The sequence below is a fragment of the Prochlorococcus sp. MIT 1342 genome, from assembly GCF_047304495.1.
GTDB classification, from domain to species: Bacteria; Cyanobacteriota; Cyanobacteriia; order PCC-6307; family Cyanobiaceae; genus Prochlorococcus; species Prochlorococcus marinus_D.
In genome coordinates this window covers 1814092-1826608 of sequence record NZ_CP138957.1, presented here as the reverse complement: position 1 = coordinate 1826608, position 12517 = coordinate 1814092, and the positions used below count along the sequence as shown (strand labels likewise).

General features: G+C 50.7%; 12 protein-coding genes, 2 tRNA genes and 3 pseudogenes. 8 read left to right on the top strand and 9 right to left on the bottom strand.

The annotated features are described in order from the left end of the window. The first annotated feature begins 816 nt into the window (after positions 1–816). Both SIB79_RS09450 and crtR read left to right on the top strand, forming a co-directional pair. Positions 817–898, top strand: a tRNA-Leu gene (locus SIB79_RS09450). A 46-nt stretch (positions 899–944) separates the two neighbouring features. Continuing rightward, positions 945–1982, top strand: coding sequence for a beta-carotene hydroxylase (crtR, locus tag SIB79_RS09445; protein ID WP_063398908.1), 1038 nt, complete (start codon positions 945–947; stop codon positions 1980–1982). Here the strand turns inward: crtR and gatC are convergent, their stop codons facing one another. Genes gatC through SIB79_RS09430 form a run of 3 tightly spaced genes read right to left on the bottom strand, consistent with a single transcriptional unit; the run spans position 1983 to position 3236 of the window. Next, a complete protein-coding gene (gatC, locus tag SIB79_RS09440; RefSeq protein WP_011827016.1) occupies positions 1983–2276 on the bottom strand; it encodes an Asp-tRNA(Asn)/Glu-tRNA(Gln) amidotransferase subunit GatC in 294 nt (97 codons plus the stop codon). Further along, positions 2273–3061, bottom strand: coding sequence for a creatininase family protein (locus SIB79_RS09435; RefSeq protein ID WP_063405035.1), 789 nt, complete (start codon positions 3059–3061; stop codon positions 2273–2275). The genes gatC and SIB79_RS09435 overlap by 4 nt, the downstream gene beginning before the upstream one ends. Then, entirely contained in the window at positions 3000–3236 is a 237-nt protein-coding gene (locus SIB79_RS09430; RefSeq protein WP_413681077.1) for a hypothetical protein, read from the bottom strand. Before SIB79_RS09430 ends, SIB79_RS09435 begins: the two co-directional genes overlap by 62 nt. Before the next feature lie 458 nt (positions 3237–3694). On the opposite strand from SIB79_RS09430, the gene SIB79_RS09425 reads away from it, so the two are divergent. Continuing rightward, complete coding sequence (locus SIB79_RS09425; RefSeq protein WP_413681076.1) at positions 3695–4648, top strand: DUF481 domain-containing protein; 954 nt, start codon at positions 3695–3697, stop codon at positions 4646–4648. 443 nt (positions 4649–5091) lie between these two features. Here the strand turns inward: SIB79_RS09425 and SIB79_RS09420 are convergent. Continuing rightward, positions 5092–5367: pseudogene (locus tag SIB79_RS09420) on the bottom strand (Nif11-like leader peptide family natural product precursor). A gap of 49 nt (positions 5368–5416) precedes the next feature. On the opposite strand from SIB79_RS09420, the pseudogene SIB79_RS09415 reads away from it, so the two are divergent. From SIB79_RS09415 to SIB79_RS09405, 3 genes and pseudogenes are all read left to right on the top strand, one after another. After that, a pseudogene (locus tag SIB79_RS09415) lies at positions 5417–5732 on the top strand (DNA-3-methyladenine glycosylase); the annotation flags it as partial. A gap of 260 nt (positions 5733–5992) precedes the next feature. Next, positions 5993–6814: a hypothetical protein gene (locus tag SIB79_RS09410; RefSeq protein WP_063405043.1), complete on the top strand. Its 822-nt coding sequence runs from the start codon at positions 5993–5995 to the stop codon at positions 6812–6814. Between the two features lie 62 nt (positions 6815–6876). Beyond that, complete coding sequence (locus SIB79_RS09405; protein ID WP_155724712.1) at positions 6877–7647, top strand: hypothetical protein; 771 nt, start codon at positions 6877–6879, stop codon at positions 7645–7647. Positions 7648–7925: 278 nt separating this feature from the next. Here the strand turns inward: SIB79_RS09405 and SIB79_RS09400 are convergent, their stop codons facing one another. Then, on the bottom strand, positions 7926–8156 hold the full coding sequence (locus SIB79_RS09400) for a Nif11-like leader peptide family natural product precursor (RefSeq protein ID WP_063405419.1): 231 nt from the start codon (positions 8154–8156) through the stop codon (positions 7926–7928). A 49-nt stretch (positions 8157–8205) separates the two neighbouring features. On the opposite strand from SIB79_RS09400, the gene SIB79_RS09395 reads away from it, so the two are divergent. Continuing rightward, positions 8206–8844, top strand: a complete 639-nt coding sequence (locus SIB79_RS09395) for a DNA-3-methyladenine glycosylase (RefSeq protein ID WP_063405047.1) — start codon at positions 8206–8208, stop codon at positions 8842–8844. Continuing rightward, complete coding sequence (locus SIB79_RS09390) at positions 8841–9887, top strand: aspartate carbamoyltransferase catalytic subunit (protein WP_063405049.1); 1047 nt, start codon at positions 8841–8843, stop codon at positions 9885–9887. The genes SIB79_RS09395 and SIB79_RS09390 overlap by 4 nt, the downstream gene beginning before the upstream one ends. Here SIB79_RS09390 and SIB79_RS09385 read toward each other — a convergent pair. The 4 genes and pseudogenes from SIB79_RS09385 to SIB79_RS09370 all read right to left on the bottom strand — a co-directional run bounded on the left by SIB79_RS09385 (position 9830) and on the right by SIB79_RS09370 (position 12482). Continuing rightward, positions 9830–11340: pseudogene (locus tag SIB79_RS09385) on the bottom strand (NAD(P)/FAD-dependent oxidoreductase). The gene SIB79_RS09390 and the pseudogene SIB79_RS09385 sit on opposite strands and share 58 nt — an antisense overlap. A gap of 79 nt (positions 11341–11419) precedes the next feature. Beyond that, complete coding sequence (locus SIB79_RS09380) at positions 11420–11761, bottom strand: DUF565 domain-containing protein (RefSeq protein WP_063405051.1); 342 nt, start codon at positions 11759–11761, stop codon at positions 11420–11422. A 167-nt stretch (positions 11762–11928) separates the two neighbouring features. Then, positions 11929–12129 (bottom strand): hypothetical protein, encoded by a 201-nt coding sequence (locus tag SIB79_RS09375; RefSeq protein ID WP_011131171.1) that lies wholly within the window; start codon positions 12127–12129, stop codon positions 11929–11931. Positions 12130–12409: 280 nt separating this feature from the next. Further along, positions 12410–12482, bottom strand: a tRNA-Ala gene (locus tag SIB79_RS09370). Positions 12483–12517: the final 35 nt, after the last annotated feature.

Genomic DNA, 12517 nt, shown 5'->3' with positions numbered 1-12517 from the left:
AGCCGTAGAACTTTCTTTAAGTTCAGAGTTGGTTTTTGCTTGATCGGCTGGTGCCGCCTCGGTTGACACCGCTGGGGGAATGTCGGCGGCTTTTTGATTTGCTGATGAAGGTTGGTTTGTAGATGGCTGTTGCTCAACAGCTGGTGCTGCGTTTTGGTCTGCGGTTGGTTCAGGACGCACCCATTTCTTATTGGTTGCGTTTGCTTTTGGCCGCACCCGTTCTATCAACCCGTTGAGCCTGTCACCGATGCTTGCCAGTGAGGCAAACAGTTCTTTGAAGCTCTCAGTGGTGAGAGGCTCAGGTTTTTCTTCTGATTTAGGGCTGGGTTCAGATCCCTCCGCTGATGTGATCTCGTTGGCCAAAGCTGAGTCTTGGTCAGCGTTGGGTTTTGGCCGCACCCGTTCCATCAATCCCTGGAGGGTGCTGCCCAGGTTTGCGATAGAGGCTCCTAGTTGCTTGAGGCTGGTGGTCCATCGCTCCCGAGAAATCAGCCCTTGCTGATCATCCGCACTGAGTTGTTGCCAGCGGTTTTGGGCGACTTCTACCCCGAGCCTGCTCACGAGTAGTGCGCCACAGATCACTGCCAGCATTGGGGTCCCCTGCAAGCGGTCGCTGCTGGTGATCAGCCCCAGCCCCAGCATGAGCACCACAGCTCCCCACAGCCCGTCACGGGGGCGACTGAGTTCGGTGGCAAGCAGCGGTAGCAGGAGTACTGCCAGGCCGAGCAGGAGAGAGAACTCCCCGAGGAGGGTGGCCAGCATCTTTGGCACAACGGTGTAGGCCCATTCTGGAGTGGTGTTTAGAGTTCAGTACGTGCCCATCTGGCGGAATTGGTAGACGCGCTGGTTTTAGGTACCAGTGGCTTAGGTCGTGGGGGTTCAAGTCCCCCGGTGGGCATCCTTTTTAAAGCCCTTGGTTTGATCAGGGGGTATGTTTCCATTTGATGACTCAGGCACTCTCCAACCCGGATCCTGTTGAGGCTGAAGCCAGCTCCAAGTCGGCCTCTCAACAGCTAACGGTGCCGAAGGAGTACCTCGATCCGCCTTCCCCTTGGAATCCCACGGTGGGATTGTTCCTGGGCGGTTATGGCTTAGCGGCGCTAACGATTTGGCAGTGGTGTTTTGGTGATTGGCCTTTACAAGTTCTGGTGGCATTGGCGTTCTTCGCCTTGCATATGGAAGGCACGGTGATTCATGACGCTTGTCATAAGGCGGCTCATCCGAATCCTTGGATTAATCAGGCCATGGGTCATGGTTCAGCAATTTTGCTGGGCTTTAGTTTTCCTGTGTTCACAAGAGTGCACCTTCAGCATCACTCACATGTGAATGATCCCAACAATGATCCGGATCACATTGTCAGCACTTTTGGCCCGCTTTGGTTGATTGCGCCGCGGTTTTTCTATCATGAATATTTCTTCTTTCAACGACGCTTATGGCGTCGCTTTGAGCTGATGCAGTGGGGACTTGAGCGAGGTTTTTTTGTTTCAATTGTGATCGCTGGTCTTCATTTTGACTTCATGAATTTTGTTTATAATTGTTGGTTTGGCCCTGCCTTGATGGTTGGGGTCACCCTGGGCCTTTTCTTTGACTATTTGCCCCATCGTCCCTTTACTGCACGGGACCGTTGGCATAACGCCAGAGTGTATCCAAGCAGGATGATGAATTGGTTAATTATGGGTCAGAATTATCATCTTGTTCATCATTTATGGCCTTCTATTCCCTGGTTTGAGTATAAGCCGGCCTACGAAGCAACAAAACCTCTATTGGATGCTAGGGGATCACCTCAGCGGCTCGGATTTTTTGAAAGTCGAGCCGATGGCTTTAATTTTCTCTATGACATCGTTTTGGGCGTCCGTAGCCACACAGCACGTCGTAGCAAGATGCGTCCACTAGCCAAATTGATACCCAGCCGCCGCTGGCGGCGACGTTGGATTGGTTTGTTGCATCGCACTGCTGTCTTGCCAGAACCCAAGAAACGTTGATTATTCGGCCAAAATTTTTGGCACTCTGAAGAAGTCGCCTTCGCGTTGAGGGGCAAGGTTTAGAAGTTCTTCGCGTACTGGTGTCGCAGACACCTCGTCAGTACGCGTCACATTCACCACTTCTACTGCTCGAGTGGTGGGCTTTACGTTCGTGGTATCAATTTCTTCAAGCTGGGCCACGTAAGCAAGGATTTTCTCTAACTGCTCTGTATAGGTCGCGATCTGATCATCTGGCAGGTCTAGGCGAGCTAGCTGGGCCACTTTGCGTACGTCTTTGGCGGTGATCTTGCTCATGCTGCGGTAAGGAAGCTTGTTAGATCTTCTCTCAACGCGGTAGCCGCTGTCTCTAGCAATGAGGCACCATGCTCTGGCTTAGCGAGATAGGGGTTTGAACCCATGCGGCCATCTGGATGCCGTCGGCGGAAATCCTCCGGGCCGTGGATCGGTCCTGCAGGGGCTGGCTCCGGTAGAGGCCGTTGTTTGCTGAGCAGACTGGGTTCTATGTGCAAGGTGAGAGCAATTTCGCTGGGAGTGGCGTGCTGGCCTTCTTGATCGCCATATAACTCTCTGGCTGCTCGAAAGACAGAGCCCGCCATAAACCAGTTGGCCAGTTTGCATCGCAGTTTGGATGCCACGGGTAGGTCGTTGCTGATGGCGCTGCTGTAGGCCTGGGCAAAGGCGGCTTTAGTGGTGGCAATATTGCCGCCATGCCCGTTGATCACAAAGATCCTCTCGAAGCCATGGTTGGCAAGGGATATCACGAGATCGTGGATCAATGCGAGCAAAGTGGCCGGTTTTAAGCTCATCGTTCCGGCGAAACCGAGATGGTGTTCAGCCATCCCGAATGCTTGGGTCGGTGTGACAAGTACCCCTGTGCGACGGCCGACTTCAAGAGCTACTGCTTCAGCGGTGAGTGCATCGGTGCCAATTGCTCCAGTGGGTCCATGTTGTTCGGTGGAGCCAAGTGGCAGGATCACGCCTTTGCAATGGTTCAGATAGTCGTCCACTTCTGGCCAGCTACGCAGGGCTAGGCGAATGGAGTCGACGCTGCTGACGGCGCCGGGCAGGGTAGAAGACATGATGGGGAGGGATGCTTTGGCGAGGGATTATTGGCTGCTGCTGTTGAACCAATGGCTTTGTTGTTGCACAACTTGGGTTCTGAACAACAGCATGGCGGCCACGCAAAAAAATGTGTAGCTCAATCAGAGGAGGCTTTAGTTGCTGATGCTTTTCAAGCTGCCTGTAGGGCGTCAAAATCTTGGTTCAGTTGTTCAAGGAAGCGGATCGATCAGAGATTCAAGCTTTAGAGGAAGGTGTTGGCGATGTTAATCAACGGTAAGAGAGGGAATCAGAGTTCTCACCGCAGATTGTGAAGTCATGGAGTCTTTCGGTAGTTGATGGCTCAAGAGCGTTTGCCCTCATTGGTTCACTTTGACCAAGGGGGCCTCTCTTGCAATGGTGATGCATGAGTTCTTGATTGGAATGGTTTGTTCCAGACTTATTTGCCATGCTGGGGCCTGTTGCTTGTGGTTTTAGTTGAATGTTTAGGAGCAATTCTTTTGAATCTAATTCAGATCGCTGCAGGAGTGGACTCAGATTATGGGCGGACAGTGAGCATATGAATTGACTATATAAGGGCTAGTCTCTGGGCTTAGAAGGCTTACGAGAGAGATGTTTTCGTTTATAGTATTAATCGTGCTCTTGCCCTATCTTTGACCTATCTTTCATCCTTGCTGGCTAAGAGGGTTTATGCTTTTGTTGCCATTGGTGCAATGATTGCTCCTCAATATGCACGAGCTGAAAATCTTACATTGAAACTGATTAACGGAGATGTGGTCAGTGGCGAGTACTTGCCAGAAGAAAGTAGCAATAAGGTCAAAGTCCTGCTTAGTCCTTATTTTGGTCGTATTGAGATTGATGCCTCTTTGATTAAACCAGAGCCCATTCCATCGCGATGGCTCAGCTCGGTTGACGTAGGCATTGATGGATCGAATACGGGAGATGATTTGTCATTTGGTTATGCTATTTCAGCTTCCACTCGTTTCAAGGGCACGGATCATGAGTTGAATGCTTCGGCAAGCTTTGACTTTGATAAGAGTGTAGATGCTGAAAGTGTGTCAACGATTGATACCAATCAAGGCGCATTCTCTATTCGCTATGACAGAATTTTATCTTCTCCCAAATGGAGTGCATATGCCTCCACGGATTACACTTATAATGCACTCAATGATGTTGGTGTTAACACGAATATTTTTTCAGTTGGTGTTGGCTATAAGGTTTTAGATCATAAGAAATTATCTTTAAGAGTTTCTTTGGGCCCTTCTCTGATCTGGTTTGATGGTGGCTCTGGTTGCAGCACAGGCGATTACGTTTCGGATGGAATTGCATTGGGAAAATACTGCGGTGAGATCATTCCATCTGGAACAATCGGTGCTGCCATAGAATGGGATGTGAATGAGAAGTTTCGCCTGTCAATTAAAGATCAATTGACAGGATCATTCGTTAATGGCATGGCGGCAGGAAATGATTTGAGTGGTACGCTAAAGTTTTTCCCTTCCAAAGATTCTAAATTTTATATGTCTTTAGTGGCTCGGCTAATTTATAGCGCTCTTCAATCACCTGATATTAGCAATACATTTAACTTTAAGCTTGGCACAGAGTTTTAACTCTTCTTGAAGAAATAGAAGCAAGAGAAAGCGTGTATCGCCAGGGCAACAGCAACTCCCATTTGCATTCGATGTTCGGCTCAATCAAATCCCAGAGGAGTGGCATCAAGTTGCGGTGAGATTTCGCAAGGCGAATGGCATCCGTGATGGCGATAGGGAGCGAATTATTTAGCAGTTGCGTTGAGGGGATATGAGTAGATGTAGGGCTAAAGAATGCGGAGGCATTGTTTGCTCTGCCTTGCATTTTTTGTGGATGGATTAGGCGACTGGATGGGCGAAAGCTATGACTGTTTTGTTGGCAATGGTGCCAGGTATTAGAAGCTGATTTGTGGGATTATTGGCGTGATTGAAGAAATGAAAAGCCCCTGTCAATGCAGGGGCTTTGAGTGTGTAAGCTTTAAGCTTTTTAGTTTTTAGTATGGCTAGCAGCCAAAGCGGAGTTGCTAGCAAGTTACCTGGAATCTCTCTCCTTTACTCCAAGCTCCCCCAGCCACGCCTTCCAGTTCTTCGTCTGATAATTCTCTGTCTGCTTCGTCTGATAATTCTGTTAATTGAGCCTTCTTCAAATCGTCAGCAGAAATACTAAACCCAGTCTATTTTGCAATAGCACAAACTACTGCATCAGAATCAGCTGCATCCGAAGCAGCTTTGAGCTTCTCTTGAAGGCTGGTATCAGCTTTGACCTTCTGTAGAAAGGCTTTGAGTTGCTCTTCTGACATTGTTGCTGCGGATACACCAGTCAGCAGTTTCTGTTGTTGAGCCACGCCCATAGCCACCAAGTCAATCACCAAGCTTTTCCCAGCCCTCCCTCAATCCTTCTTCTGCCGCCCTGCAGAAGTAGTGGGTCCTGAATTTGGTGGGTTGCAGGTTGGTGAAACGCCAAGAAGACGCCAGTCTGTTGTGGGGTGTGATTGTGGAAACGGAGGCGTATTCGCAGGATGAGCCCGCCTGCCACGGCTATCGGCGCCGCTCACCGCAAAACGAAACGCTTTTTGGAGAGCCAGGGCGGTTTTATGTGTATGTGAGCTATGGCATCCACCACTGCGTGAAGCGAGCCGTGAGGTCAAGGAGCACAAGCTGGGCTTGAAGTTTGAGGGTGGGAAGCAGAGCAGCCAGCCAAGGTTCAAGCCACTGCAGCTGATTTGAGCGATTTTTCGTGCTTGCAGATGCTCAACGGCTACGAGTGGCTACGACCTTGATGGGCTGTGTTGGATAAATCAGTAGTGCAGCCGTAGCCCTGGTGTCAGCCGCGATCCAGCACCTTTAAAGATTAAAGGAAAGATAAAGAATGACGAACGAAGCAGGTGCGCTGTCTAGACAATCTTGGTAACCCATCAAGGTCACATGACAACTGGAAAAATCAGGGTGGCACAGATTGCCCTGGTAGGTGCTGCAAGCACCTTGGCGATTGGCGCAGGACTCAGTCACAATGCACAAGCTCAGCTGAGACCCGACTTGGGTGCTCCGAATACAGGACTACAAGGCACCCCAGTTGATACCAGAACCGGGCGAGGAAGCCGGCCAAGCCTTTCCCAAAAGCAAAAAGCATGCATGAGACGTCTTAGCAAAGACCTAAATAAACTTGCTAGCCAAACAAAAGAATCCATTAAGGCGCGAGACAAAGAAATTGTTCTTGCAAGCGCCTGCACAGTCAAAGTAACAAAAGGGCTTCAGATCAAAGCAGCCCGTGCGTTTATCAAAGAAAACTTTGGCCAAGATCCAGGAAATCCCGTTAATTTTATCCGAGGAGCAAGCCCTTCCTCACCCTCATTAATTCTGTTTGGCGACAAGGCGCTTGCCTCGAACACACTACCCAGGTCGAATAAAAAGGTCGGGAGAGCTTTTTATGTGGTAACGGGATCAACACCAACACATTTGGATATCTATGCAGGGGGAAACTCAATTCCTTCCTATGTTGGGCTTGGTCCAGGGATGCATAAAACCTTGGCCAAACTTGGCAAGAAAGGCACTTTCAAAGTCGTAGGCATCTCAGGCAATCCTGTTGCTCCAACGCTACTCCTCCAAGACTCAAGGGGTAAGAAATTTGGATTCTCGTACTCAAACAGCAAAATTCTCCCCGCTTCAACTCTCACGAAGCTCAAGTACCCGAAACCATCTAGAAGCTCAGAACTGGAGACTCGCATGAATTGGGCACTATTAGATTAGAAGACAGCAAGTCATAAAAGAATCATTCATACCTCTAAATGCAACCACAACACTTTCAATCCATGAAAAATCTATCTTCATTCAAAAAGCTCGCAGCAACAACACTGTTTGCATCAACCACAATTGCAATTGCAAGCCTCGCAGCTCCACTAGGAGCGGAGGCAGGAGTCTGCAGAACCAGAAACAATGATAAGTTCATAGATCAACCACACTTAGCACCAAACTATAGTCAATCCAATTATGGAGGATCTAATGACTGTGGCCCCGTGGCCATGGCGATGCAGCTAAAATATATAAACGATAAAACTACACCTGGGATCTGGAGAGGAGGTGATCCTAACGAAATCGTCCGAGATCTCATGATAGAACTTCCCTACGATCGGGAATACGGGACGTGGGATCTATCAACCATCGTGGCCACTTCAAGCTTTTGGGAGGACGTTAAAAGCGTGGCCACATCAAGAACGAGCAATGCAAATAGGTGGGGAGGAGATGATGATCAATGGGTATGGTGGAGTGACTTGCACAGCGCCAGAAGAAACAACAATCCCCTTGATATTTTAATTTTGTGGCCAGGCACATGGATGCATGGCGGGGGTCGTAATGAATATGTGGACCGACACTGGATGACAGGAATTGGGACCAGATACAAAAAAAGGTGGGGAAAAGTCTGCGGTTGGTTGGGTTGCACGGGATGCTGGGATTATTTGGCATGGGACCGTAAATATGCAGCTGTTCGAACTGGCTGGGTACAAGGAGGTAATTCAGTCAGTTATATCAACCATGCACTTGGGGACTGGTACACTATAGAAATTTTCGATCGGGCTAATTGACATCAAAAGCAAAGCTTATGTCTAATTAATCACAAATCGAAATGCCCAGTTAGGGCGGAGTAATTATCCCGGAGGCTCAATTTAGCCCCCGGGTTTTTTTTAGCAGTCTTCAGAACAAAACCAAAATGCTCGTCAAGCAGATGAACTCTCCAAACGAGATCAAGCAAAATGATACCCAGGGCAATTGATGAATCTTAAGCGCATGCGACTAAGACGCCATGCCAAAAGAAGTACAAAAAATGACTACAACGAATCCCAAGCATGGGGCAGCAAGAAAACTAATAATCACCACACACAGTCTCAGCACCAGCTCCTCCAGCCACGCCTTCCAGTTCTTCGTCTGAAAGTTCTGATTGCTGAGCCTTGATGTCATCAGCAGAGATACTAAATCCCTCCTCTTTGGCAATAGAAACCACAGCATCAGCATCCGAAGCAGCTTTGAGCTTCTCTTGAAGGCTGGTATCAGCTTTGACCTTCTCTAGAAAGGCTTTGAGTTGCTCTTCTGACATTGTTGCTGCGGATACACCAGTCAGCAGTTTCTGTTGTTGAGCCACGCCCATAGCCACCAAGTCAATCACCAAGCTTTTCCCAGCCCTCCCTCAATCCTTCTTCTGCCGCCCTGCAGAAGTAGTGGGTCCTGAATTGGTGGGTTGCAGGTTGGTGAAACGCCAAGAAGACGCCAGTCTGTTGTGGGGTGTGATTGTGGAAACGGAGGCGTATTCGCAGGATGAGCCCGCCTGCCACGGCTATCGGCGCCGCTCACCGCAAAACGAAACGCTTTTTGGAGAGCCAGGGCGGTTTTATGTGTATGTGAGCTATGGAATTCACCACTGCGTGAATGTGGTCACCGATCGCGCTGAATGGGCCAATGGGGTGTTGTTGAGGGCGATTGCACTGCCGGACGAACCGGAACGCGTCGCGGCGGGGCCAGCTTTATTAGCGCGTCGTTTTGGTTTGGATCGCTCCCATGACAGAGCCGCCGTCACAGGAGAGAATGATGTGTGGCTGGCACCTAGGCCAGCTGCTTTCGGTACGCCAACGATTGTGAGCACAACCAGGATCGGTATCTCTCAAGGACAAGACATTCCTTGGCGTTGGTATCTCAAGAACTGTCGCAGCATTAGTCGCCGTGCCAAGGGAGATCGCACGCCGCCTTTGCAACAAGCCTGGGCTCCTTCCGTAAGTGATTGTCCATGAGCGGCTGGACCCATCGACACATCCTTGATCTGGCCAGCTTCTCTCGTGAGGATTACACCTCTGTTCTGGAGCTAGCGCATCGCTTCCGTTCCATGCCTGTCACGGGTGCGCGCAAGTTGCCGGCGTTGCAGGGGCGTTTGGTGGCAACGTTGTTTTTTGAGCCCAGTACGCGCACCCGTAGCAGCTTTGAGTTGGCGGCCCGTCGTCTTTCGGCTGATGTGCAGAGTTTCACTCCAGCTAGCAGTTCACTCAGCAAAGGAGAGACTGTGCTTGATACTGCTCGCACCTATGTGGCGATGGGGGCTGATGTGCTGGTGGTGCGTCATAGCTCGACCAGTGTTCCCGAACAACTTGCTTGTGCTTTAGATCGTTCAGGCGAACGCACGGCCGTGCTCAATGGTGGCGATGGGCTGCATAGCCATCCCAGCCAGGGATTGCTTGATCTCTACACCCTCGCTCATCATTTTGATCCGGATCACCCTCTGCCTGAAGCCCTTCAGGGCAAGCGGATTGTGATTGTTGGAGACGTTCTCCATTCACGTGTGGCGCGATCCAATCTTTGGGCACTCACTGCTTGCGGTGCTGATGTTGTGTTGTGTGGTCCGCCGAGCCTTGTGCCTCAAGATTTTGTCGCTTTTGTCGAGGCGCCACCTCCTGGTCAGGCTCATGACCCGGTTCAACATCGTGGTTGTGTCGAGGTAGTGCGAACTCTGGAGCAGGCGTTGCCTGGTGCGGATGCAGTGATGACTTTGAGGTTGCAGAAGGAAAGGATGCATCAGCATTTGCTTACTGATCTAAACCGCTTTCATCGTGATTATGGGCTCACCCACGAGCGCCTCAAGTTATGCGGGAAGTCTGTCCCTCTGCTCCATCCTGGGCCTGTGAACAGAGGGGTTGAGTTGGGTGGATCATTACTGGATGATCACTCCATCAGTCTTGTCGAAGAGCAGGTGCGCAATGGCATTCCTATCCGCATGGCCTTGCTTTATTTGATGGCAGCTGTTGAGTCTTCCCCAGATCCTTCCTTAGCAGCCATCGGCTGAGGAGCGATGCCTGCGATCTGAGTGCTGTAGTACTTCATGGCGGCTTGTAGTGCTGCGTCCGGTGCTGCGATTGAGGGGCCTAAACCAGGCTGCATTGGGAAATGAGCATCTGGGGCATCAATGTCGATGTGCTGGCTGGGCATTCCCGTGAGCAGCATCGATGAGCGTTGTTGAGACACCACGGCGACTAACCACTTAAAAAGCAGCGTGATGCGGTTCTCTGGGTTGGGCATGAAGGCCAAGTGGGCAAGAGCCCAGCACATCCAGCCAATCCCTCCTGAGAATTTGAAGCCACGTAGATCTGCCACCGCTGCCACACGATCAAGAACCGCCATGCTGCCGAAATCAAACCAGTTGAATGTTGGCCGGGATGACCCACTCACTACTGCAGTGATGTCTTGGCCCACAAATCCGCCTGCTTGCGTAGCTGGGCCGGCCATACCAGGTAGGGGGTTCTGATTGGTTGTGTGCCGATAGGAACAGAGGTCTCCAACGACTCGGATTTCGGGATGGCCGGCAACGGAGAAGTCTGGTTCCACAACGACTCGCCCGCCCTTGTCGAGTTCACAACCGATCGAGTCGGCCAAATTGCGGCCGAGGTGCGAAGGACGCACGCCAGCGGTCCAGATCACGGTTGCGGCCTGAAGACACTGATCACCATTCGGGGTGCTAACCATCACCTCGCCGGCTTGCATGGACTGCACCCTGCCTTTGAAAACCATTTCTACACCTAGTGATTCGAGAGTCGTGCGGGCTGATTTCGACAACATTTCAGGCATGGCGCGCAGCACCCTTTCGCCAGGATCAACCAAGTAGATCTTGGTTTGGTCAGGATTGAGTTGTTTGAATTCACGGCGCATGGCATTGCGCATTAACTCAGATACGGCTCCTGCCATCTCGCAGCCAGTGGGCCCTGCACCCACAATCACGACGCTCTGTAGGAATTGACGGGCGTTGGGGTCGGGTGTCTGTTCGGCCTGCTCCATCGCTATCAGCAGTCGACGCCGGATTTCTTCGGCGTGCTCAAGGATTTTCATCGGTGGAGCAAAGCTGCGCCATTCCTCATGCCCGAAGTAGGTGCTGCCAGAGCCGGTGGCGAGCACGAGGTAGTCGTAACTCAAGCTTTTGTTATTGAAAACGATCTGTTTGGCTTGCGGATTAAGCTGGGTGACTTCACCGAGCAGAACTTGCACATTGAATTGCCTACCAACCAATTGGCGTAAGGGGGTGGCCACATCTCCTTTGGAGACAAGGCCTGTAGCGACTTGGTAGAGGAGGGTTGGAAGAGGTTGAAATTTCTTTTGTCGATCAGAGTGACGCGCACCTCTGTATTGGCGAGAGCTTTGCAAGCACGCACTCCTGCAAACCCACCACCAATGATCACAACATGGGGTGCACGGCGTAGGCGTTCTTCTGGTGGCTCTAATTCGAGGAAGAAGTGCTCTTTGCCCATGCTCCCTCTGATGATGGTTTTGCTTGAAGGATATGGAGCATGTTTGCAATTTCCTTTGAGGTCATTCTTCTCACTTCGATCACAACAACTTGAAGCCTTCTAGGAGCAGGCCGTAAAGCAGACCAATCCTTGCCATGTCTAATAATTGACGGGCCAGAACGGCCCGTTTGGGAGCAGGCCACTGGCGCCGTAATCGCACCATCACTTCCCAAATCACCACAGTGAGAAGGGCTCCGATGGGGTCCATGAGGTCTAACGCGCCACTGATCGTTCCAACCGAGCTGCCTAACAGAAAGGTTATTAATAAAACGATCACAAACAATGAGCTTCTCCGCCATGGGTTCACAGCCCAAAATTCCAGGCGCTCACCTGCTTGACCAACACTGCGTTGAAAGCGAGTGAACTGAAGATTTTGGGGCATAAGTAAAAACTGGCAGGGTGGGATTGAGTTGAACACCCATCAACCAGCCTGGAATCCTGCCAGACCCTTTTGCAACACTTGAAGCGTATGTGTCTTCATTCTCACCAATAGTTTGTGGATTTGAATAAAAAGCTTGCTAGGCAGGGTTTGGCAAGTGATCTGGGCGATTAACTAGCTTCGGCTTTGGCTTTACGCGATGACTTGCCTTCGAGTAGCTCAAGCAGAGCTTCCATTTGTGCCATCACTCCACGCACCTCGCCTGCTTCGGGGAGAAGGCCATCTTCCATGACTCCTTGATGCATTTCTCGTAGCTCTTGGCGGATGTAGCGAAGATGACTCACCACCTGTTCACGTTTTGATTGCGACATTGAGGACCAGATCCTTCTTCACTCTCTTTTAACGCATGGACTGTCAAAGAGTGCTGGTGTCCGCATGTCAGATTTCCTGCAAGGGCAATTAAGGCAAATGTGAGTAGGGCTGAAGGACGTGTGATCACGGTCATCGTGACAAGACCTGCCAGCCCAATCAGGATCTGATGTTTGTGCTTACGGATACTTCGAAGAGGAAACTCCATGGCCTTAAGACTTGTCTAAGCGGATTTGCATCTGATAAGCCTCTCTATAGCAATCGATCTCATTGAGACCTGAATGGAGAATAGGGGATTCGAACCCCTGACCTCTGCGGTGCGATCACAGCGCTCTACCAACTGAGCTAATTCCCCAGCGGCAGGAACCTAGCGTCCAGGCAGAATGGAGC